Below are 25,819 nucleotides of genomic sequence, written 5' to 3'. Positions count from 1 at the left end.
CCAGCCAGCCTGCGGAAGCGATAAGAGTATGGCGTTTGTTTCCTTTCCTCGGCGAACCCTTTTGCCAGTTATCCTCTCGGCGGCGCTGACGACCTGTTCGATCAGCGACGGACTGGTACCGCCGGCCAATGTCGACAACGGCACCAGGGTCAGCTCGATCTCGCCGTCGCGGGGGGCAGCGCGCATGGCGCCTGCCGTGCGCATGGCGCCGGTGGAGAGCCAGGCTTCCTATCCGGTTTCCAGCACGCCCGTCGGCAATAGCCAGGGCTCCGTCGATTACCTCGACACGCCAAACCTCGCCGGCACCGGTCACGCGGCGCCGGCCGCACCGGCGCAAGGGGGTGGACTGCCGATGATCGACAGCGACGAGGCACTGGCGGCAGGCCAACCGAGCGGCAACTGGGGCGGCACGCAGGCGCTTGCGGTCCCGTCCGGCGGCGTCAACATGGATGACGATCTCGGGGCGGAGCCGGTCGTCGGACTGGCGCAGGAACAACAGCAACAGATCGCCGAGGGCAACGCCACCGAGCCGGTTGTCGACGGCATCGGCACCGATAATCCAACGCAGCTCAACCAGCCCATGCGCCAGCCCGCGCAGCAACCAATGCCGCAGCCGGCGGCCGAGGCACAGATGAGCCGGGCGCCCGCCTGGAACGACGGCAGCCCCGTGGTGGCGCCATCACGTGTTCCCGAAGAGGACGAGAGCGAAGAGGTCGCGATGCTGCGGCCGAACAATCCGATGATGAGCGAACCGGCAGCACCCGTCGATCCCAGCGTCATGCCGTCCTCCGAGCTTGCCTGCCGGCGTGAGCTGAAACGCATGGGCGTACTCTTCGACAACAAGCCGCCGATCTCGAACGGGCCGGCCTGCCAGGTACCCTATCCGGTGTCGCTGAAGGGGCTTTCCGGCAATATCGGCGTCCGCCCCGCCGTGACACTGAACTGCCAGGTGACGCTGGCCTTCGCCAAATGGGTGAAGAACGAACTGGCGCCGTCCGCCCGCTATCGTTACTGGTCCGGCATCAAGACGATCCAGCCGCTCGGCGGCTATTCCTGCCGGCGCATGAACAATAGCCGGCAGAAATACAATCCGATGTCGGAACACGCCCGCGGCAACGCCATCGACGTCGGCAAGTTCGTGCTGAAGAACGGCCACGAAATCGACGTGCGCAAGAAGGGCCTGTTCTCGTTACGCGAAGGGCGGCTTTTGAAGGCGGTGCGCAGCGACAGCTGCCGCTATTTCAACACCGTGCTCGGGCCGGGCAGCAACCCGGAGCACTGGAACCACTTCCACTTCGATCTTCGCTCCCGCAAGAGCGGTAAGGCCTATTGCGACTGATGCCTGTCCTCCTACACCATGCGGCGGGTGCCGATGTTGCGGCCGCAATTGGGCCGGGCTGGCAGAAAACGGTTCATCCCCGCCGCAGGGCACGCTATAGATCGGCCAAGCGGATTGCCGTTTCGAGAGTTTGATCCATGAGCTATGATTTCCATGTCGGCCAGAAGGTCGTCTGCATCAACGACACCTTCAAGCATGTCAGCATCGACCAGCTGATCCGCAAGGGCGAGATCTATACGATCCGCTGGGTGGGTGAATATACCCATTATATCGACGGCACTTTCATAGGGGTGAAGCTCGCGGAGATCAACCGCGGCAATGATGACGGGCCGGAAGGTTACGGAGCGGCCGACATGCCCTATCGCGCGACGCGGTTCCGGCCGCTGGTGAAGGACAAGATCTCGTCACTGCGCAAGCTTCTAGCGCCGACGCCCGATGCACCGGTGGAGCCTAAGGAAAAAATCAGGAAGAAAGAGAAGGTCTGAACGCCCCACGACACCGATCAGGCCGTCTTTCTGCTCAGGAACAGCGCAGTCTCTTTGCTGACCTCTAGCACGCCATTGCGTTGGCTGAACGCATCGGCAATGGCTTGACGGAACCTGGTGAGTTGAGTTTCGCCGGCGCCATCGCCGGGCGGATAGGAGGTGAGCGCCAGGAATACATCCTCGGGCTCGGTGATCCGCAGGCTTGCCGGATGCTGCGACATGCTCACGTTTCCAAACTGCGACCGCATCGATCGCTCGGCAGCGTCATATCCGAAGGCTTCGGCAGCGGGATCGGAAGGGGCACTGCCGAATACGGTCGTCAGCTCGTAAATCTCGCGCATATTGCCGGCACCGTTGGTTGTGACCGCGAGCAAGCCGCCCGGCCTCAGCACTCTCGACATGTCCGCGATGCCGGCAGCTGGGTCTGGCAGATGATAGAGCATATGCATCGCGACGACCGCATCGAAGGCGCCATCTTCGAAGGGGAGCGCGGCGGCGTCGACCTGGCAGCCCTGGACGGAGCCGAACGGCAGCGCGCTGCAACGCGCCACTGCCTCGTCGACCATGCCTTGCGAAAGGTCGGCGAGCGTCAGGTCGAGGTCCGCCGGCAGCAGACCTGCCGTTGCCGCCCAGAACCAGGCCGGCCCGCAGCCGACGTCGAGGACGCGATCGCCCGGTTTCAGGGACAATTGCGCCGCAACCCATGGAAACCAGGCCGTCTCGGCGATGGTGTATTGGCTATGCAGTCGAGCCCGCGCAGCGAGTTTCCGGCTGTCGCCATATTGCCCGGCATTGTCTGCTGTTATGGAGGACATGTCATCTCTCCGGGTTTCTTCACAGGATGCGCGCCTTGCCTCTAGTTCGCGGGTAGAGCCTATAGATGGCCCGATTCCCGGACAAGACGTGACCTTGCGCAGCGGGCCAGCTTGCTCGCATAGCTGCCGCTGAGGGTTGCGCGGATATGGCGTGTTTCCGCCTATAGAAACAAATCGCATCCGATTAAATCGGAATGGTGTTGACATCAGTTTTGGCTGAGCGTATTAAAGCGTATCCGATTTAATCGGATGCGAATAAAACTTAAACCGAAAGGATATCACCATGACCGAGAAGCTTCTCTTTACCGGCAAAACCCACATCTCCGGCGGCCGCGACGGCTCTGCACGCAGTAGCGACGGCACGATCGACATCAAGCTGCCGCAGCCGCATCCGGCCGCCGAAAACCTGTTCGGCATCGCCTGGTCGGCCTGCTACATCGGCGCCATCGAACTTGCCGCTGCCCAGAGAAAGATCACGCTGCCTGATGGTCCCGAGGTCGACGCGGAGATTACTCTCAACGCCGACAACGGCTCCTTCTTCCTGAGGGCGCGCCTCAATGTCAGCCTGTCCGGCATCGATCGCGACATCGCGCAGGAGCTGATCGAGGCAGCCCATGGCATCTGCCCTTATTCCAAGGCGACACACGGCAATATCGACGTCGAGACCAAGCTTGTCTGAGCGGGCGAGGGCAGACCTCATCGCCGGAGGATTTGATGCGGAGGGCCTGCCGGTCGGCCGGCAGACCTCTTTCTGAGGTAGCAGGCACGGGAAACCTTGCCGATCTGGAGAGCAAGCCATGATCAATAGCCACGTCCAGTTGCACCAGGCCTATGACGAGTTTTCACTCGTGCTCGATCCCGATGTCTATGAGCCGTTGCCCGATGACTGGCTGATCGGCATCACTGATGTCGTCAACTCGACCACGGCGATCCGGTCGGGGCGCTATGAAGACGTCAACTATGCCGGCGCATCTGTTATCGCCGCCCTCGGCAATGCCTGGGGATCGTTCGATTTCCCCTTCGTGTTTCGCGGAGACGGGGCCGCATTCGCCTTGCCGCCACAGGGCATGATGGCGGCGACATCGGCATTGCGGCAGGTGGCGAGCTTTGCAAGAGCCGATCTAGATCTTACCCTTCGTATCGGGCTGCTGACCGTACGCGAAATCCGTACCAGTGGGCGCGACGTCAGAATTGCCCGCTATGCCGCCTCAGAGAACGCGACCTATGCGATGTTTACAGGGGGCGGGCTCAAATGGGCGGAACAGCAGATCAAGAACGGCCGGTATCTGGTCAAGCCGGGCCGCTACGCGACGAAGCCCGACCTGACCGGCCTCAGCTGTGACTGGGCTCCGTTCCCGAGCCGGCAGGGCGAGATCCTGTCGCTGCTGGTCGAGCCGAATGACCATACGAGCCCCGAGGTCTTTGCTGCTTTGGCAAAACGGGTGCTTGCGGTTTTCGACGCCGCGCCGCGTCAGTCTCATCCGCTTTCGGGGGATATGGCTATTCCCAAGGACAGTGGCAGACAGGTCGATACGAAAGGCTGGTCGGAGGTCGCCGCCAATTCGGATTTCCGCAAGTTCGACGACGGTTTGCGCCTCACGCTGGATTGCACGCCGGAGCAGATCGACGGGGCCGAAGCGATTCTCGTTGCGGCAAGGGCGCGCGGCGAGATCAACTTCGGACTGCACCGCCAGACGCATGCGCTGATGACCTGTCTCGTACCATCAGGCAGCCCGGATGCGCACCTGCATTTCCTCGACGGAATGGGCGGCGGCTATGCCAGGGCCGCCGAGATGATGGAGGAAGGCGCGCTTAGAGACATCCAGCACCATGCTCGCTGAAGGCCCGTTCAGCTGGCGAGACGTCGTGACCGCCAAGAGAGCTAAGCGGGCGTGCCTGTTTCCCGCATGGCCAGGTTTGCCAGCATTTCAGTGAGCTGAGGCAACGCCAATTCGGCTTCTTTTTCTATCTCGGCGGCGGTGAACCATCTGAACTCGGTGTGTTCGTCACCGATCAGTCGCGGCCGGCCGCGCCATTTATCCACGTGATAGACATGGAAGGTGACGGATGTTTCGGGCGAGTCTTCCGATCCGAACCGTCCTGCAAACTGCCAGAGCTCCGGCATTACGCCTATTTCTTCCATCAATTCCCGGCACATTGCCGTCTCGGCGTCTTCGCCCTCTTCGATATGGCCGCCCGGCAGGCTCCACCGATCCGGATGCACCTTGCGCACGGAACTACGTCTGGCCAGAAGAACGGTTCCGTTCTGGCTCAAGGCGCCCATCGCAATCTCGGGCATGTCGTCTTCTCCGCTATGTCAGCAGTTACCAACTGATGCCGCGATCACGACTTCCCCGGTTCGCCCTGCGTTGACCGCAGGAGGTTGTCGCGCAGCGTCGTCACTGATTTCTGCACGACGGGAAAGTCGTCGCCGAGGCCGGTGGCGCCAAGCAGCGCGTTGCCGGGATCAGTTTCAACGAGTTGGCGCCCTGCCGACGTCAGGCTGACCCGCACCTGCCGTTCGTCGGCGGGATCGCGGTGACGGGTGATATAACCATTCGACTCCAGCTTCTTGAGGATGGGGGTCAGCGTATTGGATTCGAGGAACATCTTTTCCCCCAATACCCCGACGGTCTGGTCGTCCTCTTCGGAGAGGGCCACCATGGCGATATATTGGGTATAGGTCAGGCCAAGTTCGTCCAGGATCGGCTTATAGGCGCGGCCGAAGGCGAGATTTGCCGAATAGACCGCGAAGCACAGAAAATTGGAAAGTTTCCTTCCTTCCTTGCCCGCCTGCGGGGAGGAGGGTGCAGGCGTGCCAGGCTGCCTTGCGGTTTTAGATGCGGGCATGACTTCATCCTATCCAAGCTCTGAATGCTAGGAGTTATATATATCGCATCCGATTAAATCGCAATAGTGTAGAAGTCGGTTTTCGATCCTGCCGTTTGTGGTGACTCGACAAAGATCAGCGGAAACTCCTGGGAGGCTTCCCATACTTCTTGCGAAAAGCGGTCGCGAAATGGGCGGAGTCGGAGAATCCGATTTCAAAGGCGATCGCCGTCATCGGCAGTGTGCTGTTTTCGACCAGAAACCGGCCATAGCGCAATCTCGTTTCGACGATAAAACGCTTCGGAGTCATGCCGATATTATCCTGGAAGATACGCGCGAACTGGCGTGGTGACAGGCCGACCAGAGAGGCCACCTGTTCCGGTGAGACGTCGCGGCCTTTCCGACTTTCGATGAGAACAACGGCTCGCTGTATGCGCGAATCTTCTGTGCGGCGAAATGTTGTGGCGCGGCCGTGATCGAAGGCGCTCATGTGCTTCTGCTCCGAGAGCGAAAGCTGGTGCACGGCCTTGGCCGCCCGATCCGGCCCGCAATGCGTGCGGATGAGTTCAGTCATCAGCGACAGGATCGATACGCCGCCAGGCACGGTAATGCGGCCGTTTTCGATCAGGAAGTCATCGCGCGTGGAGAAGGCAAGGCGCGGGAAGGCAATTCGGAAATCCTCCGCGTGAAACGGATGAACGCACGCCTTGCGTCCGGCGAGCAGTCCCTCCTGCGCCAATACGAAGGCGCCCGTACACACACCAATGACCGGGACACCTGCCGATGCCGCCACCCTGAGATAGTCGCGATGCTTGCTAGGTGCAGCGCGCAGATGTGGCAGGAGGCCGCCGATAGCCACGACGTAGTCGAAGTCGGTCGGGTTAATGTAGGGCGCATCGGCGTGAACCCGGATGCCGCAGCTGGCGACCGCTGCATGGCCCGGAGTCCCCATGATCGACCAGCGACAATGCAATGGACGGGAATTGTCGGCAAAGTCCGCCGCATGCCTGAGAGGCTCGACGATACCCGTCAGCGACATCATCGGGAAGGTCGGCCAGAGGAGAATGCCGACGGATAGATCGGCCTTTCGGTCGCGTGCGACCAGAAGCCGCTCGGCCCAAAGATCGTCAAGCCAGCGCACATAGTCCGGCTCGTTGGCAGATATTTCGGAAGGTTCCTCGGATGTGATCATGGCGTGTGGCGATGATAGAGTCATCATGTCCTTTTTTCAAAGAAAATGTCCGATTTATAAAATTCAGCCGCAGCCTTCAGTGTCAAGTTTCCTCTCGTCGAACACGACATCCGGGGAGCAGAAACCACCGGACCGGGGAACCAACAAATCAAGGATCAGAACAATGGCACTTTCTCTTTCGAGAAGGATGGTGACGTGCGCTCTGCTGGCAGGCAGCTTCATGTCCCTTTCATCTATCGCCAATGCTTTCGAACTTGCCGAGCAGGGCAAGCTGACGGTTGCCTTCACCGGCGACATGCCCGGCTCCGGCTGGCAGGACGGGAAGCTGGTAGGCTATGACGGTGAAATCATGCAGCGCATTGCCGACAAGCTCGGCCTCAAGATTCAGCCTGCGCTCATGGAATGGTCGGGTACGATCGCCTCCGTTCAGTCAGGCCGCGTCGACGTCATGCTCGGCACCATGGGCTGGACCGAAAAACGTACGAAGATCATGACACTGTCCGAGCCGATCCACTACTTCAAGAACGGCATCATGCAATCGACGAAGACGAGCTGGGACAAGCTTTCTGACCTGGAAGGCAAGAAGATCGGCACGATCACCGGCTTTTCGTTCATCCCGGAATTGAAGAGCATCAAAGATCTCCAACTCTCGCTCTACGACACGTCCGACGCGGCCGTGCGCGATCTTATCGCCGGGCGCATCGACGCTGTCATCGGCGATCCGCCGGTGATCTCCTACGCCATCAAGCAGAACCCCGATTGGAATATGCACTTCCTTGCCTTCACCGATAACAGTCCGGATTTTCCGCTGCTGACCGGTCTCGGCCAGGTCGTCTATGGCCTCAACCAGAAGAACGACGATCTGCGCCAGAAGATGGACGCCATCATCGCCGACATGTGGAAGACTTGCGAGATGAAGGAAATCGGCACCCGCTACGGATTGTCGTCGGAAGTCTGGTTCAAGCCTGCGGGTCAAAACTTCCGCGCCGGCGTCGATCGCCCCGCAGATTACAAGCTGCCGTCCTGCGCAGCTGGCGGCTGAACGGCCGTGTGGACGGAAGCAGCAGTCGGCAGCTTTCGTCCACCCTCTTCGCCTACTGCATAATTCCTTAAATCGGAATCGATTTCAGGAGAAAATTATGCAGCAATTCAAAGTGCTACAGCGTCCTTGGCGCGTCTGAAAAGACGCGCGGCGCTGTAGATATAATCGCATAAGGAAACGGCGATGAATGCGCTTCTGAGCGTTGCAGGCCTGCGCAAGAGCTATGGTCCTATCGAAGTTCTCAAAGGTATCGATTTCGACGTCGCGCCAGGTGAGAAGATTGCCCTGATCGGCCCTTCCGGCTCCGGGAAATCCACCTGTCTGCGCTGCATGAATTTTCTGGAAAAGCCCAGTGCCGGCGAGATCCGCCTCGATGGCGAGCGGATCGGTACGCGCAATGGCCGTATCATGAGCGACCGGCAACTTGCACCGCAGCGCGCCGAGATGGGCATGGTCTTCCAGCTCTTCAATCTCTGGCCGCATCTGTCGGTGACGGAAAACGTGGCGATCGCGGCGCGCAAGGTGCGCGGTCTGCCTGCCGCCGAGGCACGCGAACTGGCTTTGGAGATGCTGGCCAAAGTCCATATGACGCACCGCGCCGAAGCCTCACCACTCGAGCTGTCCGGCGGCCAGCAACAGCGCGTCGCGATTGCGCGGGCGCTTGCCCAGAAGCCAAAGCTCATGCTGTTCGACGAGCCGACATCGGCACTCGATCCCGAACTGGTCCAGGAGGTTCTGAAAGTGATGGAGGAGCTGGCAGACGAAGGGCGCACGATGCTGATCGTCACGCACGAGATCGCGTTTGCACGCGAGATTGCCGACCGCGTTCTGTTTCTCGACGGCGGCACGATCGTGGAATCCGGCCCGGCACGCCAGGTCATAACCGCTCCTCGGGAAGCGCGCACGCAAGCGTTTCTCAACAAGATCCGGCACTAGGCGTGTCATGATTGGATTTTCCGTATTCTTCTCGGTCGTCCAGGGGCTCGTCGCCGGGCTTGGCGTAACCGTTTTCGTCACGATCGCCTCGCTCGTGTTCGCAGCCGCTTTCGGGTTCCTTCTCGCTCTGCTCAGGCAATTTGCCGGGATCAGGTTCATCAATCTCGCGATCGATGCCTGCTGCGAGATTCTCTGCAATGTGCCGGCCTTGACGCATCTGTTTATCCTCTACTTCGGGCTTGCCAGCCTCGGCGTGAAATTGACGTCGATCACGGCGGCCATCCTGGGCCTCGGGCTCATCGGGGCGGCGATCACCTGCGCAATCTTTCGCGCCGGTTTCGCCGCGCTGCCTGGCGGGCAGGCGGAGGCGGCGCTTGCTGCAGGGCTGACCCCATTCCAGACCATCTTTGAGATCCTGACGCCGCAGGCCATGCGGATAGCGCTTCCGGGGCTCGGAAACTACGCGGTGCAGCTTCTCAAGGATACATCCGTCGTCTCGGCCATTGCGGCGCCGGAAATCATGTTCTTCGCCCGTTCAATGGTGACGTCGTCCTTCCAGACAACAATGATCTATGCGACGGCGGCGGCACTCTACCTGTTGCTGAGCCTGCCATTGATGCAGGCAACGCAGTTCCTCGAAAGACGTTACGGGAGATTGAAGGGATGAGTGCTTTCCTGGCGCCCTATGGCGATTATGGTGCCGAATGGCTGCCTCTGCTGCTGCGGGCGATGGTGAATACGGCCCTGCTTTCCGTTTGTGCGTTTGCCCTGGCATTCGTTTTCGGCCTGCTGCTTTCGCTCTGCCAGAAATCCAGTTTCGCAGCGCTGCGGTATTTTGCGGCTCTCTATGTGACGATCGTGCGTGGCGTGCCGCTGCTGGCGGTTCTGTTTCTGATTTATTTCGGCTTGCCGGGCATCGGGGTGGTCTTCGATGCTTTCGGTGCGGCGATCGCCGGCCTGGCCTTGTGTTTCGCGGCCCAGGTCGCAGAGCTTTTCCGCGCCGGTCTGAAAGCTATACCGGCCGGGCAGAGCGAGGCAGCGCTGGCTGCGGGCTTCACCCCGGCCCAGAGCTTCGTCTGGATCATCCTGCCGCAGGTCGCGCGTGTCATCCTGGCGCCGATGATCATCACCTTCGTTTCGCTGCTCAAGGATTCTTCGCTCGCTTCGCTGATTACCGTCGACGAACTGGTGCTCACGGGGCGGTCAATGGCGACGGAGTATTTCCTTCCCTTGCAAATCTATGTTGCCGTCGGGCTCTGCTATTTCGCGATAGCCTGGCCGTTCTCGGTCCTCTCGCGCCGGCTAGCCCTTCCAGCCGCCCGCTAACTCGTCATCACAAGGCCAAGACCATGACCACTGAAACGACCGTTGCCACGGGCAACGCACGTCGGCATGCAACGCAATCGCATGAACCTCGCTGGCCGGTGATCCTCATGACGCCCGACGTCAGCGAGGCGCCCGATGCTCCGACCGAGACGGAGTATGTGGTGCGTGCCAACTATGCGGATGCCATAGCCGAGGCAGGGGGAATTCCTTTGATCTTGCCTTACAACACCCGGAGCCTGGCATCGGCGTTGGCACTCGCCGATGGAATTGTCCTTACCGGTGCGCGGCCAGGGACCGAGGTAACAGGCGCGCGCAGACAGTTCGAAATTCAGCTGGTCGAGCAGGCCTTGAAAACGGGTAAGCCGCTTCTCGGCATATGCCACGGCATGCAACTGATCGGTGAATGCCTTGGGGGCGAATTTCAAACCGAGCTGCCGGCCGCCGCCGTATCCCACATCCCGCAGGGTATCCCCGACGTTTTGGCGCACGAGATCATCGTCGAGCAAGGCAGCGTGCTAACCGATTGGGTGGGGAAGGGGCCGGCACGCGTCAACAGCCTGCACCGGCATGCTTTGGCCGGCCAAGGACGCTTCCGTGTCGCCGCGCGGGCGCCGGACGGAACCATCGAAGCGTTCGAAGGGGACACGGACGGCTTTTGCCTCGGCATCCAGTGGCACCCCGAATACCGGCTGAGCGAACTCGACAGGAATATCATGAGGGCCTTCGTCGACCGCAGCGCAGAAGCAGCAGTCCGCAAGGCACGCAGTGCTTCATCGGCTGGAAGCAATCGTGTGCGCGAACGGCTGGCACAGCTTGAGCTTGCTCTGCCGGAAGCATCCTCGCCGCCAGGTGCATTTTCCGGGGCTGTGCGGACCGGCAATGTCATCACCGTTTCCGGTCAGGTGCCGCTGAAGGATGGTGTGGTGCTGCGGACAGGACATCTCGGAGCATGCGTCTCCATCGAAGACGGGCGAGAATGCGCGCGCTGGGCGCTTCTCAATGCGCTTGCACAGCTGGAAGGGGCTGCGGGTGGCTTTGACAACATCCTGGGCTTCGTCCGGCTCGCGGGCTATGTCGCGGCAGATGCTGCTTTCGAGCGCCACGGTGCCGTCATCGATGGGGCTTCCGAATTGCTCCGAGAGCTCTTCCCGGATCGATGGGCGCATGCCCGCATCGCAATCGGCGTAACATCCCTGCCGCGCGGGGTTCCTGTTGAAGTCGAGTTGACGGCCGTCGTCGGCGGCGAGGCTTGAGATGGCGCGCGTTGCGGTGATCGGCGCCGGCGTCATCGGCGTATCGTCGGCCTATCTTCTGGCCCGGGCGGGGCATGATGTGACACTTATCGATGCGGCAAGCGAGCCCGGCATGGGGGCGAGCGCCGGCAACGCCGCGCAGCTGTCCTGGGCCTACGGTGACGCAATGGCATCACCAGCCCTGCTGAAGCATCTGCCAGCCATTGCGATGGGCCGCGATCCAGCCTTCCGGATCCACTGGCAACTCGATCGGGACTTTCTCTGCTGGGGGCTGAAATTCCTTGCCAATACACCGTTTAGGCGTTGGTGGAACAATACAGAGGAGATCCTGCGCCTTGCCGAGCAATCCCGTCACGAGCTTGCAATCCTGCTTAAGGAAACCGATATCGAATTCGACTATCGTGTCGCCGGAAAACTGCACCTCTACGCCGACCGGCAAAGTTTTGCTGCTGCCGATTCCAGCGTCGCGCGCAAGAAGGCCTGTGGCTTCGAACAGCACCTGCTGACGCGGGTGGAGGCGGAAGACGTCGAGCCTGCGCTCGCGGCGTATCAGGGAGAGATCGCCGGCGCCGTTTATACTCCCGGTGATGCCCTCGGCGATGCCGCCGGATTTTGCCGCCAGCTGACCGCCTGGATGATTGAGCGCGGGCAGGTCTCGGTGCTCTTCGGCAGGAGAGTCTCGAGCTTCGTCCAAACGGGAGGTGTGCTGACAGGGCTGAGGTTCGAGGACCGCGATGAGCTTCGCATCGATGCGGCCATCGTTGCCGCAGGACCGCAGATCCGTTCCCTCATATCCGATTTGCCCGAGGCCCGAGACGTCCGCCCTATCAGAGGCTACTCGCTCACCGTTCCAAGAACTGGCCTTGCACCAAGTATCAGCCTGACCGATGTCAAGCGAAAGCTTGCCTTTGCAGCAATCGGCGACCGTTTTCGTGTCGCCGGACTGGCAGACATCGAGCGTCCCGGGGCCGGTTTTGATGCCAGACGTTTCGACACGCTCAAGCTGGCCGCGTCTGTAGTGCTGCCCGACCTTTTCGAGCGATCGGACGAACTGATGAGATGGTCGGGTGAGAGGCCTATGACTCCGACCTCCAAGCCCATTATCGCTGCCTCCCGACGCATCAAAGGTCTCTATATCAATGCCGGTCACGGCATGTTGGGATGGACGCTTGCATTGGGCTCCGCCCGCCGCGTGATCGATCTCTTTCAATAAGTCGGTGGCTGGGGCCTGGTGCTTACAGTTGCTGATGCTCTTCCATCTGCCGCAGCGTTCCGGCAGATGCTGCCGAGGCTTCGCTCAATTTATACCTCTTCACATCCATCTGATCGTTCCGGATCATAAAATCCGGAACGAAGTGAGACAGAACTCATCACCAAATGGAATCCGGAATGCGGGTTGGTCCTAGCCGAATTTCTCCGTCGTATCGGCCTTGCCGAACACCCAGTAGCCGGAAGCCTTGATCCAGCCGAGCGGGCAACCTCGTTCCAGCAGGTAGGCGCGGATATCGCGTGTCACCGAGGCTTCCGCCGCGACCCAGATGAAGGTCTCCGGCTGGACATCGACCGTACTCAACAGTTTCAGCAGTGCTGCGGCATCGGTTGCCTGCGAAAGCGGCCGGTGCACCCAGTGGAGGTGCAGCTCGGCTGATGTCTCGAAGGTCTGCTCTTCCAACGGGCCGGTGACGGCTGCGATTGTGGTGACGACGGTTCCGGCGCCGATTTCCTCGATCCGGCGGCCGATCGCCGGCAGTGCTGTTTCGTCGCCGATCAGCAGCCATCGTTTTACGGTCTTCGAGACTACGGCGGAGCCTCTTGGTCCGCCGATCTCGAGCCTGTCGCCCGGGTTGGCGTCGATCGCCCATTTCGTCACCGGACCTGCCTCATGCAAGGCAAAGTCGATGGTCAATCTCCGCTCGGCATTGTCATAGCGGCGCGGCGTGTAGTCACGGCGCTCTTCTCCACCATCGGCAGTGGGAATGAAGATCTTGATGTGGTCGTCAGCACCGAGACTGATGAAATCGGCGAGATCGTCACCTGCCAATACGACCCGGCGCATGCTCGGAGTGATATCGACGACGCTTTCGACTTTCAGTAAGCGCCGCCGCGTGTCGTGGCGAATCCGCTCGATGCCAGGGGTCGATGAAGCTTGATCTTTGAATTGATTGTTATCCATGTGTCCTTCCGGGGCTTCTGAAGCTCGATCCGCAGGACACAGTCGCGCAGATCGAAGCCGCAAAGCCGTTCGATCATACGCGTTGAGTGACGTTAACGCTTACGTGGCCGGGTGAACCGACCATTGACAGCATGATGTAGCCGACGACGGCGGCATGTGCAACCGCAAGGGAACCAGCAATGGCGATGATTGCTAAAGTTTAACTTTCCGGCGCTGGTTCGGTCGGGCAATGATCGGCCGATCAGCGGTTATGGAGAAGACAATGGACAGCAGAATCCAGGACGTGCTCGACATCTATCACGCGATGATCGAGACGGAGCATAACAGCCCGCGCGAGCTGCCTCCGGGCGGCCGCGATGGAGGACAGGATCAGCGGTTGCGCGCGGTCGGGCCGGCGACCGGGCAGTTCATCAATATCCTCGCCAAGAGCCTCAAGAGCCCGACCATTCTCGAACTCGGCACCTCCTTCGGTTATTCCGGGATATGGCTGGCGGAAGCCGCGCGCGCTTCCGGCGGGCGGCTGATCACCATGGAAATGCACGACTACAAGTCTGGCTACGCACGAGACATGGCCGTCAAGGCAGGGCTCGCCGAGCATGTGGAATTCAAGGTCGGCGATGCCGTCCAGATGATCGGCGCGCTTTCCTCCGGCATCGACTTCGTGCTGGTGGATCTGTGGAAGGATCTCTACGTTCCCTGCCTCGAAGCCTTCTACCCCAAGCTCAATCCAGGCGCGATCATTGTCGCCGACAACATGCTGCGCCCGGGAGGCGATGATCTCAAACGCTATGGTGAGGCTGTCCGTGCCAAGCCCGGGATATCAAGCGTGCTGCTGCCGGTCGGCAGCGGGCTTGAGGTCAGTCGGTTCGATTGAGGCTGACGTGAGATTAGCGGCCATTTTGTTTTTAGTTGCAGCAAAAAAGATGACACGTTTGAAGCTAATTTCCGACACTTTCCCGATCAAAGCTCCGCCATCGCGAGCTTTGGAGATGTGATGTCGGGCATTCTTATCGCCACCCTGTTGGCAACGGTTTCAGCAAAGATTCCTGCCGGATTTTCCAGCGGTGACCTGCTTTATTCTGATTGCGGCGGCTCCCGGCAGTTTGTCGTCGGATATGTCGCGGGTTGGTTGGACAAGTGGAACCGGGACGAGTATCTGGCCCGCCGTATTTTCACCGAGGTCGTTCCTGCGCCGAAAGCAATGGTGAACTCGGCGTATTTTGCCAACTCCGTTGGGGTAAACGTCTGTGTGCCGGTTGGAACGACCGCGGAAGCAATCGGCAATACGTTGTGTACATTCCTGGCAGAGAATCCCGGCATTCGCGAGGCCACCGGCGACGAGCTGATGACGACGTTGATCGCCTATAAATACCGCTGCCCCGTGCCGTAGGAACGTCAAACTCCCCCCGGCTTGTTGGTTTCGATGAAACGGCTGAGCGAGGTGGCGGCGTTCAGCATGTGGGCGCGCATGCGCCGGGATGCCATCTCGCCGTCGCCTTCGGCGATCGCCTGCATGATTGCCTCGTGTTCGTCCCGGGATCGGCGGAGCCGTTCGCCCTGGCGCAGCTGCGTGCGCCGAAAGGCATTCAGGCGGTTGCGCACGGCGATCGCCTGTTCGGCAAGGAAGCTATTGTGGGTGGCGTGATAGATGGCTTCATGGAATTGGCGGTTGAAGCTGTCATAGGCATCGAAATCGCCGGTCTCGACGATCGGCTCTGAGAGGTCGTGCAGTTCGATCAGATGGCTGCGTTCCAGCGGTGTCATGCGGTAGGTGGCGAGCCTGACGCAAATGGCCTCGATCTCGGCCACCGTCTCGAACATTTCCATGATGCGCTCCGGTGTCATACGGGCAACGACGCCGCCGCGCCGGGCGCGAAGCTCGACGAGGCCGCCCGCCGCCAGCTGACGCAGCGCTTCGCGAACCGGCGTGCGGGAGGCGCCGAAGCGATCGGCAAGCTGCTGTTCGTCCAACGCTGCGCCCGCCGCCAGCGTGCCGGTGGCGATCTCGTCCGTCAGGGCGTTGCGAATGCGGTCGGAGAGCAACCCGCGATCATCGCCGTCATCCTCGGTTTCGAAACCACTCGCCATTTCCGTTATCTCCGATCTGTGTCAGCATCGACGGCTCGATCGATTGTGAATGCAAATGCGATTGACGTGCCGCTAGGCGTATACACTGATAGCATCACGGAGGTGTTACGTATTCAATAATTGACTTTATATCGGATGGGAATACATAAATCTCCAGCAAGCAGGCTTTTGCATACACGAAGCCGCTTCAAATACCGAATTTGAATACGACGGGAACCGCAACGCGACGAAGGCCAGCGCCTCGCGCCGGGCAAAGCGAACCGTTCCGACATGGCATTACAGACCAACCGATTTCGACTTGGCTTCGGTTCTTCGGTCCCGAACCAGCATGCTTTCGATCCTTCAATTCCTGGACGCACAAGGAACCAGATCATGATGATGAACAGACGGACTTTCTCGGCTGCCCTTGTTGCCGGCGCCGCCGCTTCTCTGCTTGTTACCCGCGGTATGGCCGCGACATCCGCTCTCGTTAGGGCGCGCAACGTCGTGCTGGCGCACGGGCTGTTTGCCGACGGCTCGTGCTGGACCGAGGTGATCGCGCGCCTGCAGGCGGCCGGGCTCAATGCCACGGCGGTGCAAAACCCGCTGACGACGCTGCCCGAGGCCGTCGCTGCCGTGAAGCGGGTGCTCGACCGGCAGGATGGCCCAACGGTTCTGGTCGGGCATTCGTTTTCCGGCATGATGGTCACCGAGGCCGGCGTGCACCCTGATGTTTCGGCGCTCGTCTATGTCGCGGCGCGGGCGCCGGATGCAGGTGAGGATTATACTGCTCTCGCCAAAACCTTCCCGACGCCGCCGGCTTCGGCCGGCATCGTCTTCGACGGCGACGAGGGTCGGCTGAGCGAGGAAGCATTCCTGCGAGATTTCGCCGGCGACCTGCCGGAGGCGAAGGCGAAAGTTCTTTACGCCGTGCAGCAACCGTTCCAGAAGGCGCTGCTGACCGGCAAGACGACACAGGCCGCCTGGCGTTCGAAGCCGAGTTGGTATGCCGTTTCGACCGAGGACCGGACGATCAATCCCGATCTCGAACGCTTCATGGCCAAACGCATGGGAGCAAAGACCATTGAAATCCAGGCCAGCCATCTGTCGTTGATCTCCCACCCGGACGAGATCACAAAGCTGATCCTCACGGCGGCGGGGCAGAATACGGACTGATGCCGAGGCCGGGAAGCGGCAGGGCCGTTCGCCAGCTGGTCACCGGCGCAGCGGCCTGAACGCTGCTCGAAGCTCGGCGGAGAAGAGCTCCGGCTGCTCCCAGGCGGCGAAGTGGCCGCCCTTGTCGACCTTGTGGAAATAGATAAGGTTGCGATAGGCGCGACGGGCCCATGTCTCCGGGGCCTGATAGCTCTCCCCAGGAAAGACGGTGATGGCGACCGGAAGCGCGATCTTGGAGGTCTTCTCCCCGGCCGCAAGGACGGGACTGCGCCCGCCGCCATATTCCCAGTAGATTCGGGCCGAGGAAGCGGCGCTGTTGGTCAACCAGTAAAGCGTGATGTCGTCGAGCACCTCGTCGGGAGACTTTTCGGGATCGCTGCTGTCGTAGGTCCAGTGCGTGAAGCCTGGATGACCGAGCGCCCATGCCGCAAGGCCGGCCGGGGAATCCGATATGGCGTAGCCGATCGTCTGCGGCCTCGTGCCCATCATCGTGGCATAGGACCCGTTCCCCATCTTGGCTGCGGCGCTGAGGGCATCGAACGCCGCGCGTTCCTCGGTGGAGAGTCGCTGCGGCGCCGGCCCGCCCGCGGCGAGCACCGCGGCAACTTCGGGCGGCACGACAGCCGGCAGGTTGATGTGGATGCCGAGCAGACCTTGTGGCGCGAGCCGTGCCATCGCGCCGGAGACCGGCGAGCCCCAGTCGCCGCCCTGGGCGACGTAGCTGCTGTAAGCGAGGCGCTTCATCAGTTCCGCCCAGGCCCGCGCGATGCGGTCCGGCCCCCAGCCGGTGCCGGTCGGCTTGCCGGAGAAGCCGTAGCCCGGCATCGACGGAATGACCACGTCGAACGCATCTTCGGCGCGTCCGCCATGAGCGGTCGGATCGGTGAGCGGGCCGATGATCTTGAGGTTCTCGAATACCGATCCCGGCCAGCCATGGGTGATGATGACGGGCAGGGCATTCGAATGTTTCGAGTGGACGTGAATGAAGTGGATGTCTAGGCCGTCGATCTCGGTGATGAATTGCGGCAGCGCATTCAGCTTCGCTTCCGCCTTTCGCCAGTCGTAGCCGGTGCCCCAATAATCGACGAGCGGCTTGATCTTTTCGAGCTGTATGCCCTGCGTCTGGTCGTCGACCGTCTCGCGTTCGGGCCAGCGTGTTGCCAGCACGCGCCGGCGAAGGTCGAGGAGGTCCGCCTCGGGAGTGTCGACGCGAAACGGGCGGATCGCATCTCCCGTGGCAGCCGATGCCGGATAGGACGGAAACAGGCTGGTCGCGCCCGCGGCGGCGATCCCGATCGCCGCGGTGGTCAGGAACCTGCGCCGGTCGCGGTTCAGGGATTCCGAGCCGGCACTTGTGAGCATTTTGAAGAGCATGGTCATCGCATTGTCCTTTGAAGCAGACGCCTTGGGCAAGACTTCGATGAGTTCGGCCGTCGTCAGAAAAGCATGGGCGAAGGTCGGGCCGTTCGGCTTGTGCGCAGCATGCATCATTAGGTGCGAGAAGGCGGCCGTCGCGTCGCTCACCAGGGTCGCGAAATAACCGAGTTCCATGACGAAGCGGGCGGTGGATTCGATACAGGTATTCCAGCCGGATCATCTCGATGCGAGGCCGGCCGTATTGCGCAGGTGATCGGGATGTGTGCCGCCGCCCATACTTCTCGCCACCATCGCGACGATGGTTTCGAAGAGTTCGTTCTTTGCCTCGACGGCGGTGATGTCGCCCGACGCGGCGGCATAGGAGAGGGCTTCGGCGGCGCCGAGCATGGCCCAGAGGCCGGCTGCGGCGATCGTGCCGGCACCGGTAAAGGGCGAAAGCGCGATGCGGCATTTCTCGATGAAGGCCGCTTCGTATTCGCGCTTGATCCTTTCGAGTTCCGGCGAGCCGGCAAGTGCTGCGATCACGCCGGGGATTTCACGGCCCTGAAGAAGCACGCAGTCGACATAGGAGGTGGCGATGACTGTGGCCCGGTCGGCGAGCGACGGCTGGCTTGCCGCAAGGGCTGCGTCCATCACAGCCGTCTGGCGGGCGTCGAATTCGCGGTAGAGCGCTGCGAGCAGGCCGGGGCGGGATTCGAAATGATCATAGACCACGGGTTTCGTTACGCCCGCCCGCTCGGAAAGCCGGCCGAGGGTCAGCGCTTCCGTTCCCTCGTCACGGGTGATCTGCCAAGCGACGTCGAGCAACTGGCGATGCCGATCCTGCCGCGACAGGCGGCGGCGCGGTTGCGGATTGGTCGGCTGACCTGTTGTTTCGGCGCTTGACATCGTTATATACCAAAAGTAACTTACTGAAAGTAGCTTACCAAAGGTATACAGCCCGCGACTTCCGTCCGCAATCATTCAACAGGAGTTTTCTGCATGCACGCGCTCATCGTCGTCGCGCATCCCGATCCCCAGTCGCTCACCCACGGCGTCGCCGCCCATCTTGCCGAAGGTGTCACATTTTCCGATGTCGGCCATTCCGTCGAGTTTGCCGATCTCGCGGCCGAGGGCTTCGATCCCCGGTTCACCGCGGCCGATATCGCTGTGCATCTGAGGAAAGGGGTGCTGCCCGCCGACGTTGCCGCCGAGCAGGCAAGGATCGACCGCGCCGATGCGCTGGTGCTCGTCTATCCCGTCTACTGGTGGTCGATGCCGGGGCTTATCAAGGGATGGATCGACCGGGTGTTCACCAATGGCTGGGCTTACGACGATCGCCCGGATATCGGGCCGGTGAAGCTGCTTGGCCGCCTGCCGGTGCATCTGGTCGGCCTCGGCGGCGCCGATGCCGGGACCTATATGCGGCACGGTTATTTCGGCGCCATGAAGACGCAGATCGATCACGGGATCTTCGACTATTGCGGCGCCCGCGTCGTGACATCAGAGGTGCTGTTCGAAGCCGGACCGGACCATGCGACCGCTCATCTGGAGGCTGCGCGCGTCATCGGCCGCAGGCTTTTTGATGCCTCCCGGCAACGCAAGGCGGCCGACGCGGCGTAACGATGTAGCGCGAGATCCGACGGCGCGGTTTTGCTGGCTGGCGCGGGCAGAGTCTTGCGCCGCCGGCTTTTTCACGAGACAAGCCTTGGATGAGTATTCCGACGACACATCCCTTCGATTTCGATCCGACCTACGGAATGCAGCTCGAAGAACTTCTCGCGGTCGAGCCGCCCGAGGCGCCTGCCGGCTTCGATGATTTCTGGAAGGCGCGGTATCTCAAGGCGCTGGCGGTCGATCCGCAGCCGGTGCTGCGCCGGAGCAAGATCACCCATGCCGACTGGCACGTGCTCGATCTCGTCTATATCTCGACCAGTTCATTCAGGATCGGCGGCTGGCTCATCCTGCCGCGTAAGGGGGAGGTGCGGCGCGGTCTTGTCGTCGGGCATGGTTATGGCGGGCGGGATCGTCCCGATTTCGATCTGCCGGTCGAGGAAACGGCGGTGCTCTTTCCCTGCTGCCGCGGGCTGTCGCTCAGCGCCCGTCCGCCGATTTCGCCGAATCCCTCCTGGCATGTGCTACACGATATCGACAAGCCTGGATCCTATATCATCGGCGGCTGCGTCGAGGATCTGTGGCTTGCCGTCTCGACGCTGGTTGCGCTCTATCCCTGGGTGTCAGGACATATCGGCTATAGCGGCATCAGCTTCGGCGGCGGTCTCGGGGCGATGGCGATCGCTTACGACCCGCGTATCGATCGCGGTCATCTGGCGCTGCCGACCTTCGGGGACCAGCCGCTGCGGCTGACGCTGCCGACCGTCGGCAGCGCGCAGTCGGTGCAAGCGTATCATAAGAAACACCCGGATGTGCTGGAGACGTTACGCTCCTACGATGCGGCGACCGCCGCCAGCCGGATCAAGGTGCCGATGCTGACGGCCGTCGCCCTTTTCGATCCTGCCGTCGCACCGCCCTGCCAATTCGCCGTCGCAAATGCGATACCAAAATTTAATGAAATCTTCATCCTGGATGCCGGGCATTTCGATTACCCTGGAAGTGCTGAGCAAGAAGCGGTTCTCCGCGACAAGATCGGACATTTTTTCAGGGTGCCATGAACCGCGAATATCTGCGCTGGTACAGTCAGCGGCTGCATCGAGACATGGAGATGCTGGTGTTCGGCCATGCCGGCGCCAAGGTCCTGGTATTTCCGACGCGGGACGGGCGCTTCTTCGAATATGAACAGCTCGGCCTCGTCGCGAGTCTCGCCGACAAGTTGGAAGCCGGCCATCTCCAGCTCTATTGCATCGAGGGCCTGGCGACAGAAACCTTTTACGGCTTTCACCGTCACCCGGCCGAGCGAATCCGCCGGCATGGCGCCCTTGAGGATTATATCCTGCACGAAGTGCTGCCGCTGATGGCGGCGAAGAACCAGCATGACTGCACCATCGTGCACGGATGCAGCCTCGGCGCCTTCCAGGCGGCGAGCCTGTTCTTTCGCCATCCGCATCTCTTCCGCAAACTCGTCGCCTTTTCCGGCCGTTACGATCTGACGATGAGGGTGGAATCCTTCGGCGACCTGTTCGACGGCTATTACGACGACAGCGTCTATTTCCACACGCCGGCGCATTTTCTTCCAGGGCTCGGCAGCGACTGGCGGCTCGACAGGCTGCGTGAGCGCGACATCGTTCTCACCATTGGCGACGCCGACCCTTTCCTCGACAACAACCGCTATCTCAGCCGGCTGCTCGGCGAAAAGAATATCGGCCATCAGCTGCATGTCTGGGATGGACGCGCCCACCGCGCCGGCGCCTGGCGGAAGATGGCAGCGCTTTATATTTGACGGGGCGCCGTTATGGCCAATGCAGCGCCGCCGTCGCCACCGGCGCGTCCCAGAGTGCGATCTCCTCGTCGCTCAGCAAAGCAAGGGTGACGGACAGTCCCTGCATGTCGAGCGAGGTGACATAGGTTCCGACCAACGAACGCTCGATCGGAATGCCGCTTTGCTCGATAAAGCGGCGGGCGCCGTTATAGGCGAGGTAGAGTTCGGCCGGCGGCGTGCCGCCGAGGCCGTTGACGAAGAGCAGTGCGCGGGTACCCGGCGCCACCGCGATATCGCCGGCGATGGTTTCGCAGAGATGGCCGATGATGGCGTCGGAGGCGGCGAAGGGCTGCCTGGCATGGCCGGGTTCTCCATGGATGCCGACGCCCATTTCCATGTCGCCCGGCCCAAGCGAAAATGTTGTGCGCTCGGTCTGCGGCACCGTCACGCCGTTCAGCGCGACACCCATCGAGCGGATGCGGGTGTTCAATCCCTCGCCAAGCTGCTTCAATTCGGCAAGCGACATGCCGCGTTCGGCCGCAGCACCCAAGAGTTTTTCGACGATCAGCGTTCCGGCAACGCCGCGCCGGCCATTGCCTTCGCCGGACCTTGATGTCTCGATATCGTCGCTGACGACGACCATGTCGATGTTGTGGCGGTCGCCGGCCATCTCGATCGCCATTTCGAAATTCATCAGATCGCCGTCGTAATTCTTGACCACGAGCAGGCAGCCGGCGCCGGTATCGGCCTCTTCGATCGCAGCGATGATCTGACTCGGTGTCGGAGAGGTGAAGATATGGCCGACGCAGGCGGCATCCAGCATGCCGTGGCCGACGAAGCCGATATGCATCGGCTCATGGCCGGCGCCGCCGCCAGATATAAGCGCCACCTTGCCAGGGGTGAGATGGCGGCGGCGGATGCATCTGCGCTCAGGCCCGAACACCACCAAGGCCTCATGGGCGCGCACGAAGCCTTCGACGCTTTCGGCGACCATGGTTTCCGCAGTGTTCATGAACTTCTTCATCAAGCCCCTCCCAAGGCCAAAAGCATTACGTTACGTCAACCCGCTCACTACTCACTGCTCACTCGCCCCTGAAATCGCGACGATCTTCTGCACCAGATCGGAGATCGCCTCTTCCAATAGGCGGTTTTTCCTGTCGTCGCCGAAGTCGGGCACCATCAGCGAAAGGTGCCGCAATTTCTCGGAATGGCCGAGGTCCGGCAGCTTGCCGGGATGGGCGGCCTGATAGGCTTCGAGAAAGCGCTCCTGTTCGGCGGCGCTAAAATGGCAGACGCGGACGATGGTGGCGAGATGGCGCGCCGGCAGCGGCGTTGCATAGGTCGGGCTGGTGATCTGGGTGACGAAGCTGCGATGTTTTCCAAGCGCCGTCGCCAGGCGCTGGCGCGTGCCGGATGGCCTGTTGTCGATGATCTGCGCCAGAATGGACTTGTAGGCGATAATGGCGTCTTCGGTGTCTTCGCGCGCCATTCTACTCTCCGGCAGCCTTTGTGCCATCGGCGTTGAGGCCGATGATCGCCGATCTTATCGCGGGACGCCGGGCCGGCGCCACGGAAAAATGCCTAAGACCGGCGGCGAGCAGGCCGGGCAGATAGTGCGGATTGCCGGCCATGTCGCCGCAGATGCTGACTGGCTTGCCGGCGGTCAGCTTCACCGCCTGGGCAAGCAGCCGGAGCACGGCGGGTGCAGCCTTGCCGGCATCGGCGTCGATATCGTCGCGGGCGGAGGCGGCAAGATATTGGGTGAGGTCGTTGGTTCCGAACGAGAAGAATGCCGCCGCCCCGAAGGCGTCGAGCATCAAAGCGGCAGCCGGCACCTCCACCATCATGCCGATCGGCGGCATTCGGTGGTGCAGGGCGCGGCGGCCGAGCTTTTCGGCTTCCTCCCGGAAGATGTCGCGCATCCTGTCGATTTCGTCGGGAAAGGTCACCATCGGCAGCATTACGGACAGCCTACCGAAGACGGCGGCGCGCAGCAGGGCGCGGGCTTGGACGCGGGCGATTTCCGGCCGGGCAAGCAGCAGTCGGATGCCGCGTAGGCCCGAGGCAAGAGCCGGCAGATCTTCCAGGCCGGGGAGCGGCTTGTCGCCGCCGATATCGAGCATGCGGATCGTTACCGGCCTGTCGCCTGCCTGCTCCAGCACGCGGCGATAGATCGCCAACTGCTGTTCCTCATTGGCGGCATCGGCCACTGAGGTTATCGAAAATTCCGAGCGCATCAGGCCGACGCCTGCCGTTGCCGGATCGAGCGCATCGATCTCGGCGGGATCGTTGATGTTGATCGAGAGCAGGATCGGCACGCCGTCCGCCGTGCGCAACTCGCCGCCGGTGGTTTGCGTGTCGCCGGCGGGTTCTTGTGCAGGCGCGAGCGGCGGGATCAGCATGCTGCCCGCCTGCAGGATGACCGCACCGGCGTTGCCATCCACGCTGACAGGATCTCCGTCTGCGGCTGAAAAGCGGCCTGTGCCGATCACCATCGGCACCGATTTCGCCCGGGCGAGCAGGGCGACATGGCCGGCGGTGCTGCCTGCGAACAGCGCGATGCCGCCGCCTTTCGACCAGTCATGGGCGAGAAAGCGGCTCGGCTCCATGTCCTTGCCGACGAAGACCGAGCCGGGCGGGAAATCGGCAATTGGGGTGCCGGCGAGCGCGCCGAGCACGCGGTTCTTGATGTCGAGAATATCGACGGCGCGTGCCCGCATCTGCTCTTCATCGGCCGCTTCGAGTTCGCCGATATAGGCGTCGAGGGTGGCGACCCAGGCAAAGACGACATTCTCGTCGGCTTCCAGGCGTGCGCCGGTCGCTTCCGCGATCGTCGGATCGCGCAGCACCTCGATCTGGAAATCGATGATATCCCGGCTTTCGGCGTCGGCTCCATCGGCAAGGTGCTCGAGTTCGCTGATCGAGATGTCGATCGCCTTCTCCAGCGCGCCGTATCCCCCGACGGCTCGGGATGCAGGGGCGGTGTCCGGCTGCTCGGCAGCGGAAGGAGCCTTCGGCTCCTCCGCGAGAAAGGCCGGGCCGGATGCGATGCCCGGGGATGCGCTCTTGGCTTTCAGTCTAAGCGGTTCGGCCATGTTTTTTTTCCTCATCGAAGTTGCGCTCGATGAGTTCCTTCAGGGCGCGGATCGCCTCTTCGGCGAGAATGCCGTCGGCCCGTATTCTAAGGATCGACCCTTTTCGGATTCGCGCGCCCATGATCTTGATGATGCTCTTGCCGTTCAGCCAGACATCGCTGCCGTTGACGGCGATCTCGATCGAACAGGGGAAGGACTTGGCAAGCCGCGTGAAGGTGACGGAGGGGCGGGCATGCAGCCCGACGCCGTGCTTGACTTCTACCTCCGTCTGGCAATTCACATGCAATGGATCGGGCTCCTGTTTTTCACTACGCAATCCTGTTGTCATCAGGGGGACAGTTCCTCGGCTGTGGCGACGACCTTGGCCAGCGACGCGCCCCCCGACGCCTCGGCGGCGGCGATGACGGCGCCTTCAACCAAAGGCGCGTTGCAGATGGAGACGAGGGCTGCGCGGGGAAGGCCCAGCATTTCGATCGCCATCTCGCTGTTGGTTTCAGCACCGCCGAGATCGACGAAGACGGCGACGCCGGCATCGGACCAAGCGGCCTCGATCGCCCTGAGGATACCGCCGGCATCGGTGCCGAGTTCGCCATGGACATTGCCGCCCGACCAGGCGAGCGGCACGCTGTCGCCCACCATCTGTCGCACCATATCGGCGATCCCCCTTGCCACCAGCGGCGAGTGGGAGACGATCACGATACCCACATTTGCGGTCTTTCCATTCATTGCGGACGATGCTCCCCGAGATAGCGGCAGATCGCCGTGGTCAGCAGCGCGCAGCTCGACGCGCCGGGATCGACATGGCCGATCGAGCGGTCGCCGAGATAGGCCGCGCGCCCGCGCATCGCCTTCATGTCAGCCGTGCGGCTGGCAGAACGTTCGGCCTTGCGGGCGACGTCACCGAGTGGAGACCGCTTCTCCAGCGCGGCATGCACGGGATAGAGCACGTCGAGCAGCGTCTTGTCGCCGGCATGCGCCCGCCCGCGCCTTGCGACGGCGTCGATTGCCTGTTTCAGCACGAGGGAAAAATCGGCTTTCTCGTTGCTTTTGCGAAGCTCGCGGCCGATCTCCATCAGCAGCGTGCCGTAGAGTGGCCCGGCGGCACCGCCGACATTCATCACCAGCGTCAGGCCGATCTTTTCCATGGCGTCGGGGAAGGGCAGGCTGGACAGGCTTTCGCCTTCGGCGCTCACTGCCTCACAGCCGCGCCGCATGTTGGTTCCGTGATCACCATCGCCGATGGCGCGATCGAGCGCGCAGAGGTGATCGCTGTTTGCCGCGATCGTCGCGCGGCACACCTCGATCAATCCTGCCACAAGCACCGGTTCCGCCTGCACTGCCATCCTCCTAGTCGCCGCG

31 protein-coding genes are annotated in these 25,819 nt (G+C 61.8%); 16 read left to right on the top strand and 15 right to left on the bottom strand.

Going from position 1 to position 25,819, the window contains the following annotated elements:
• Positions 1 to 28: 28 nt before the first annotated feature.
• Together GR198_RS13395 and GR198_RS13390 are read left to right on the top strand one after the other, a co-directional pair.
• Entirely contained in the window at positions 29 to 1,339 is a 1,311-nt protein-coding gene (locus GR198_RS13395) for an extensin-like domain-containing protein (RefSeq protein WP_029870625.1), read from the top strand.
• A 137-nt stretch (positions 1,340 to 1,476) separates the two neighbouring features.
• A complete protein-coding gene (locus GR198_RS13390) occupies positions 1,477 to 1,824 on the top strand; it encodes a hypothetical protein (protein WP_012757920.1) in 348 nt (115 codons plus the stop codon).
• A gap of 17 nt (positions 1,825 to 1,841) precedes the next feature.
• Here the strand turns inward: GR198_RS13390 and GR198_RS13385 are convergent, their stop codons facing one another.
• The gene (locus GR198_RS13385; protein ID WP_029870626.1) at positions 1,842 to 2,639 is read right to left on the bottom strand and encodes a class I SAM-dependent methyltransferase; all 798 of its coding nucleotides are present in this window, start codon (positions 2,637 to 2,639) and stop codon (positions 1,842 to 1,844) included.
• 283 nt (positions 2,640 to 2,922) lie between these two features.
• On the opposite strand from GR198_RS13385, the gene GR198_RS13380 reads away from it, so the two are divergent.
• Together GR198_RS13380 and GR198_RS13375 are read left to right on the top strand one after the other, a co-directional pair.
• Positions 2,923 to 3,318 carry an Ohr family peroxiredoxin gene (locus GR198_RS13380; RefSeq protein WP_025394996.1) on the top strand — a complete coding sequence of 132 codons (396 nt, stop codon included), beginning with the start codon at positions 2,923 to 2,925 and terminating at the stop codon, positions 3,316 to 3,318.
• Positions 3,319 to 3,436: 118 nt separating this feature from the next.
• Positions 3,437 to 4,480 carry a DUF3095 family protein gene (locus GR198_RS13375; protein WP_164069119.1) on the top strand — a complete coding sequence of 348 codons (1,044 nt, stop codon included), beginning with the start codon at positions 3,437 to 3,439 and terminating at the stop codon, positions 4,478 to 4,480.
• Between the two features lie 41 nt (positions 4,481 to 4,521).
• Here GR198_RS13375 and GR198_RS13370 read toward each other — a convergent pair whose 3' ends face one another.
• The 4 genes from GR198_RS13370 to GR198_RS13355 form a co-directional block, all read right to left on the bottom strand.
• Complete coding sequence (locus GR198_RS13370) at positions 4,522 to 4,938, bottom strand: NUDIX hydrolase (protein ID WP_029870628.1); 417 nt, start codon at positions 4,936 to 4,938, stop codon at positions 4,522 to 4,524.
• 44 nt (positions 4,939 to 4,982) lie between these two features.
• Positions 4,983 to 5,489 (bottom strand): MarR family winged helix-turn-helix transcriptional regulator, encoded by a 507-nt coding sequence (locus GR198_RS13365; protein WP_029870629.1) that lies wholly within the window; start codon positions 5,487 to 5,489, stop codon positions 4,983 to 4,985.
• Between the two features lie 115 nt (positions 5,490 to 5,604).
• On the bottom strand, positions 5,605 to 6,660 hold the full coding sequence (locus GR198_RS13360; protein ID WP_029870630.1) for a GlxA family transcriptional regulator: 1,056 nt from the start codon (positions 6,658 to 6,660) through the stop codon (positions 5,605 to 5,607).
• Between the two features lie 63 nt (positions 6,661 to 6,723).
• Positions 6,724 to 6,882, bottom strand: a complete 159-nt coding sequence (locus GR198_RS13355; protein WP_164069057.1) for a hypothetical protein — start codon at positions 6,880 to 6,882, stop codon at positions 6,724 to 6,726.
• On the opposite strand from GR198_RS13355, the gene GR198_RS13350 reads away from it, so the two are divergent.
• The 6 genes from GR198_RS13350 to GR198_RS13325 all read left to right on the top strand — a co-directional run bounded on the left by GR198_RS13350 (position 6,824) and on the right by GR198_RS13325 (position 12,430).
• Positions 6,824 to 7,702 carry an ABC transporter substrate-binding protein gene (locus GR198_RS13350; RefSeq protein WP_029870631.1) on the top strand — a complete coding sequence of 293 codons (879 nt, stop codon included), beginning with the start codon at positions 6,824 to 6,826 and terminating at the stop codon, positions 7,700 to 7,702. The genes GR198_RS13355 and GR198_RS13350 overlap by 59 nt on opposite strands.
• Before the next feature lie 183 nt (positions 7,703 to 7,885).
• Positions 7,886 to 8,638 (top strand): amino acid ABC transporter ATP-binding protein, encoded by a 753-nt coding sequence (locus GR198_RS13345; RefSeq protein WP_029870632.1) that lies wholly within the window; start codon positions 7,886 to 7,888, stop codon positions 8,636 to 8,638.
• 7 nt (positions 8,639 to 8,645) lie between these two features.
• The gene (locus GR198_RS13340) at positions 8,646 to 9,305 is read left to right on the top strand and encodes an amino acid ABC transporter permease (protein WP_029870633.1); all 660 of its coding nucleotides are present in this window, start codon (positions 8,646 to 8,648) and stop codon (positions 9,303 to 9,305) included.
• Positions 9,302 to 9,964, top strand: coding sequence for an amino acid ABC transporter permease (locus tag GR198_RS13335; RefSeq protein ID WP_029870634.1), 663 nt, complete (start codon positions 9,302 to 9,304; stop codon positions 9,962 to 9,964). The genes GR198_RS13340 and GR198_RS13335 overlap by 4 nt, the downstream gene beginning before the upstream one ends.
• 23 nt (positions 9,965 to 9,987) lie before the next feature.
• Positions 9,988 to 11,217 carry an Atu1372/SO_1960 family protein gene (locus GR198_RS13330; protein ID WP_164069118.1) on the top strand — a complete coding sequence of 410 codons (1,230 nt, stop codon included), beginning with the start codon at positions 9,988 to 9,990 and terminating at the stop codon, positions 11,215 to 11,217.
• Position 11,218: 1 nt separating this feature from the next.
• A complete protein-coding gene (locus GR198_RS13325; protein WP_164069117.1) occupies positions 11,219 to 12,430 on the top strand; it encodes an FAD-dependent oxidoreductase in 1,212 nt (403 codons plus the stop codon).
• A gap of 189 nt (positions 12,431 to 12,619) precedes the next feature.
• On the opposite strand, the gene GR198_RS13320 is transcribed toward GR198_RS13325, so the two are convergent.
• Positions 12,620 to 13,390, bottom strand: coding sequence for a siderophore-interacting protein (locus GR198_RS13320; protein WP_164069116.1), 771 nt, complete (start codon positions 13,388 to 13,390; stop codon positions 12,620 to 12,622).
• Between the two features lie 262 nt (positions 13,391 to 13,652).
• Here GR198_RS13320 and GR198_RS13315 point away from each other — a divergent pair, with 262 nt between their 5' ends.
• On the top strand, positions 13,653 to 14,264 hold the full coding sequence (locus GR198_RS13315; RefSeq protein WP_012757905.1) for an O-methyltransferase: 612 nt from the start codon (positions 13,653 to 13,655) through the stop codon (positions 14,262 to 14,264).
• A 120-nt stretch (positions 14,265 to 14,384) separates the two neighbouring features.
• Positions 14,385 to 14,780: a hypothetical protein gene (locus GR198_RS13310; RefSeq protein WP_029870638.1), complete on the top strand. Its 396-nt coding sequence runs from the start codon at positions 14,385 to 14,387 to the stop codon at positions 14,778 to 14,780.
• Between the two features lie 5 nt (positions 14,781 to 14,785).
• Here the strand turns inward: GR198_RS13310 and GR198_RS13305 are convergent, their stop codons facing one another.
• Entirely contained in the window at positions 14,786 to 15,478 is a 693-nt protein-coding gene (locus GR198_RS13305; protein ID WP_029870639.1) for a GntR family transcriptional regulator, read from the bottom strand.
• A gap of 372 nt (positions 15,479 to 15,850) precedes the next feature.
• Here GR198_RS13305 and GR198_RS13300 point away from each other — a divergent pair, with 372 nt between their 5' ends.
• The gene (locus GR198_RS13300; RefSeq protein WP_164069115.1) at positions 15,851 to 16,633 is read left to right on the top strand and encodes an alpha/beta fold hydrolase; all 783 of its coding nucleotides are present in this window, start codon (positions 15,851 to 15,853) and stop codon (positions 16,631 to 16,633) included.
• A gap of 39 nt (positions 16,634 to 16,672) precedes the next feature.
• Here the strand turns inward: GR198_RS13300 and GR198_RS13295 are convergent, their stop codons facing one another.
• Both GR198_RS13295 and GR198_RS13290 read right to left on the bottom strand, forming a co-directional pair.
• Positions 16,673 to 18,184, bottom strand: coding sequence for an epoxide hydrolase family protein (locus GR198_RS13295; RefSeq protein WP_164069114.1), 1,512 nt, complete (start codon positions 18,182 to 18,184; stop codon positions 16,673 to 16,675).
• Between the two features lie 42 nt (positions 18,185 to 18,226).
• Positions 18,227 to 18,898, bottom strand: coding sequence for a TetR/AcrR family transcriptional regulator (locus GR198_RS13290; protein WP_164069113.1), 672 nt, complete (start codon positions 18,896 to 18,898; stop codon positions 18,227 to 18,229).
• Between the two features lie 93 nt (positions 18,899 to 18,991).
• Here GR198_RS13290 and GR198_RS13285 point away from each other — a divergent pair, with 93 nt between their 5' ends.
• The 3 genes from GR198_RS13285 to GR198_RS13275 all read left to right on the top strand — a co-directional run bounded on the left by GR198_RS13285 (position 18,992) and on the right by GR198_RS13275 (position 21,386).
• Positions 18,992 to 19,612 (top strand): NAD(P)H-dependent oxidoreductase, encoded by a 621-nt coding sequence (locus GR198_RS13285; protein ID WP_164069112.1) that lies wholly within the window; start codon positions 18,992 to 18,994, stop codon positions 19,610 to 19,612.
• An 89-nt stretch (positions 19,613 to 19,701) separates the two neighbouring features.
• Entirely contained in the window at positions 19,702 to 20,661 is a 960-nt protein-coding gene (locus tag GR198_RS13280) for an acetylxylan esterase (RefSeq protein WP_164069111.1), read from the top strand.
• Positions 20,658 to 21,386, top strand: coding sequence for an esterase family protein (locus GR198_RS13275; protein WP_029870644.1), 729 nt, complete (start codon positions 20,658 to 20,660; stop codon positions 21,384 to 21,386). The genes GR198_RS13280 and GR198_RS13275 overlap by 4 nt, the downstream gene beginning before the upstream one ends.
• A 10-nt stretch (positions 21,387 to 21,396) precedes the next feature.
• Here the strand turns inward: GR198_RS13275 and GR198_RS13270 are convergent, their stop codons facing one another.
• Genes GR198_RS13270 through dhaL form a run of 6 tightly spaced genes read right to left on the bottom strand, consistent with a single transcriptional unit; the run spans position 21,397 to position 25,803 of the window.
• Complete coding sequence (locus GR198_RS13270; RefSeq protein ID WP_029870646.1) at positions 21,397 to 22,389, bottom strand: dihydroxyacetone kinase subunit DhaK; 993 nt, start codon at positions 22,387 to 22,389, stop codon at positions 21,397 to 21,399.
• A gap of 51 nt (positions 22,390 to 22,440) precedes the next feature.
• Entirely contained in the window at positions 22,441 to 22,854 is a 414-nt protein-coding gene (locus GR198_RS13265) for a hypothetical protein (protein WP_011652427.1), read from the bottom strand.
• A 1-nt stretch (position 22,855) separates the two neighbouring features.
• Positions 22,856 to 24,460, bottom strand: a complete 1,605-nt coding sequence (locus tag GR198_RS13260; RefSeq protein WP_029870647.1) for a putative PEP-binding protein — start codon at positions 24,458 to 24,460, stop codon at positions 22,856 to 22,858.
• Positions 24,444 to 24,788, bottom strand: a complete 345-nt coding sequence (locus tag GR198_RS13255; protein WP_017994418.1) for an HPr family phosphocarrier protein — start codon at positions 24,786 to 24,788, stop codon at positions 24,444 to 24,446. Before GR198_RS13255 ends, GR198_RS13260 begins: the two co-directional genes overlap by 17 nt.
• Positions 24,788 to 25,186 carry a dihydroxyacetone kinase phosphoryl donor subunit DhaM gene (dhaM, locus tag GR198_RS13250; RefSeq protein WP_003540653.1) on the bottom strand — a complete coding sequence of 133 codons (399 nt, stop codon included), beginning with the start codon at positions 25,184 to 25,186 and terminating at the stop codon, positions 24,788 to 24,790. The genes GR198_RS13255 and dhaM overlap by 1 nt, the downstream gene beginning before the upstream one ends.
• Positions 25,183 to 25,803: a dihydroxyacetone kinase subunit DhaL gene (dhaL, locus tag GR198_RS13245; protein WP_017994417.1), complete on the bottom strand. Its 621-nt coding sequence runs from the start codon at positions 25,801 to 25,803 to the stop codon at positions 25,183 to 25,185. Before dhaL ends, dhaM begins: the two co-directional genes overlap by 4 nt.
• Positions 25,804 to 25,819: the final 16 nt, after the last annotated feature.

This window comes from Rhizobium leguminosarum (assembly GCF_010668065.1).
Lineage (GTDB): Bacteria > Pseudomonadota > Alphaproteobacteria > Rhizobiales > Rhizobiaceae > Rhizobium > Rhizobium leguminosarum_S.
The sequence above is the reverse complement of the archived record's forward strand: the minus strand, read 5'-3'. Positions and strand labels throughout refer to the sequence as shown.

Coding starts and splice junctions, on each gene's coding strand:
- GR198_RS13360 (WP_029870630.1), bottom strand. CDS start 6,660: ATGATCACATCCGAGGAACCTTCCGAAATATCTGCCAACGAGCCGGAC.
- GR198_RS13285 (WP_164069112.1), top strand. CDS start 18,992: ATGCACGCGCTCATCGTCGTCGCGCATCCCGATCCCCAGTCGCTCACC.
- GR198_RS13295 (WP_164069114.1), bottom strand. CDS start 18,184: ATGGAACTCGGTTATTTCGCGACCCTGGTGAGCGACGCGACGGCCGCC.
- GR198_RS13370 (WP_029870628.1), bottom strand. CDS start 4,938: ATGCCCGAGATTGCGATGGGCGCCTTGAGCCAGAACGGAACCGTTCTT.
- GR198_RS13390 (WP_012757920.1), top strand. CDS start 1,477: ATGAGCTATGATTTCCATGTCGGCCAGAAGGTCGTCTGCATCAACGAC.
- dhaL (WP_017994417.1), bottom strand. CDS start 25,803: ATGGCAGTGCAGGCGGAACCGGTGCTTGTGGCAGGATTGATCGAGGTG.
- GR198_RS13375 (WP_164069119.1), top strand. CDS start 3,437: ATGATCAATAGCCACGTCCAGTTGCACCAGGCCTATGACGAGTTTTCA.
- GR198_RS13300 (WP_164069115.1), top strand. CDS start 15,851: ATGATGATGAACAGACGGACTTTCTCGGCTGCCCTTGTTGCCGGCGCC.
- GR198_RS13395 (WP_029870625.1), top strand. CDS start 29: ATGGCGTTTGTTTCCTTTCCTCGGCGAACCCTTTTGCCAGTTATCCTC.
- GR198_RS13290 (WP_164069113.1), bottom strand. CDS start 18,898: ATGTCAAGCGCCGAAACAACAGGTCAGCCGACCAATCCGCAACCGCGC.
- GR198_RS13255 (WP_017994418.1), bottom strand. CDS start 24,788: ATGACAACAGGATTGCGTAGTGAAAAACAGGAGCCCGATCCATTGCAT.
- GR198_RS13380 (WP_025394996.1), top strand. CDS start 2,923: ATGACCGAGAAGCTTCTCTTTACCGGCAAAACCCACATCTCCGGCGGC.
- dhaM (WP_003540653.1), bottom strand. CDS start 25,186: ATGAATGGAAAGACCGCAAATGTGGGTATCGTGATCGTCTCCCACTCG.
- GR198_RS13270 (WP_029870646.1), bottom strand. CDS start 22,389: ATGAAGAAGTTCATGAACACTGCGGAAACCATGGTCGCCGAAAGCGTC.
- GR198_RS13315 (WP_012757905.1), top strand. CDS start 13,653: ATGGACAGCAGAATCCAGGACGTGCTCGACATCTATCACGCGATGATC.
- GR198_RS13355 (WP_164069057.1), bottom strand. CDS start 6,882: ATGAAGCTGCCTGCCAGCAGAGCGCACGTCACCATCCTTCTCGAAAGA.
- GR198_RS13280 (WP_164069111.1), top strand. CDS start 19,702: ATGAGTATTCCGACGACACATCCCTTCGATTTCGATCCGACCTACGGA.
- GR198_RS13265 (WP_011652427.1), bottom strand. CDS start 22,854: ATGGCGCGCGAAGACACCGAAGACGCCATTATCGCCTACAAGTCCATT.
- GR198_RS13260 (WP_029870647.1), bottom strand. CDS start 24,460: ATGGCCGAACCGCTTAGACTGAAAGCCAAGAGCGCATCCCCGGGCATC.
- GR198_RS13350 (WP_029870631.1), top strand. CDS start 6,824: ATGGCACTTTCTCTTTCGAGAAGGATGGTGACGTGCGCTCTGCTGGCA.
- GR198_RS13335 (WP_029870634.1), top strand. CDS start 9,302: ATGAGTGCTTTCCTGGCGCCCTATGGCGATTATGGTGCCGAATGGCTG.
- GR198_RS13340 (WP_029870633.1), top strand. CDS start 8,646: ATGATTGGATTTTCCGTATTCTTCTCGGTCGTCCAGGGGCTCGTCGCC.
- GR198_RS13365 (WP_029870629.1), bottom strand. CDS start 5,489: ATGCCCGCATCTAAAACCGCAAGGCAGCCTGGCACGCCTGCACCCTCC.
- GR198_RS13325 (WP_164069117.1), top strand. CDS start 11,219: ATGGCGCGCGTTGCGGTGATCGGCGCCGGCGTCATCGGCGTATCGTCG.
- GR198_RS13310 (WP_029870638.1), top strand. CDS start 14,385: ATGTCGGGCATTCTTATCGCCACCCTGTTGGCAACGGTTTCAGCAAAG.
- GR198_RS13330 (WP_164069118.1), top strand. CDS start 9,988: ATGACCACTGAAACGACCGTTGCCACGGGCAACGCACGTCGGCATGCA.
- GR198_RS13385 (WP_029870626.1), bottom strand. CDS start 2,639: ATGTCCTCCATAACAGCAGACAATGCCGGGCAATATGGCGACAGCCGG.
- GR198_RS13345 (WP_029870632.1), top strand. CDS start 7,886: ATGAATGCGCTTCTGAGCGTTGCAGGCCTGCGCAAGAGCTATGGTCCT.
- GR198_RS13305 (WP_029870639.1), bottom strand. CDS start 15,478: ATGGCGAGTGGTTTCGAAACCGAGGATGACGGCGATGATCGCGGGTTG.
- GR198_RS13320 (WP_164069116.1), bottom strand. CDS start 13,390: ATGGATAACAATCAATTCAAAGATCAAGCTTCATCGACCCCTGGCATC.
- GR198_RS13275 (WP_029870644.1), top strand. CDS start 20,658: ATGAACCGCGAATATCTGCGCTGGTACAGTCAGCGGCTGCATCGAGAC.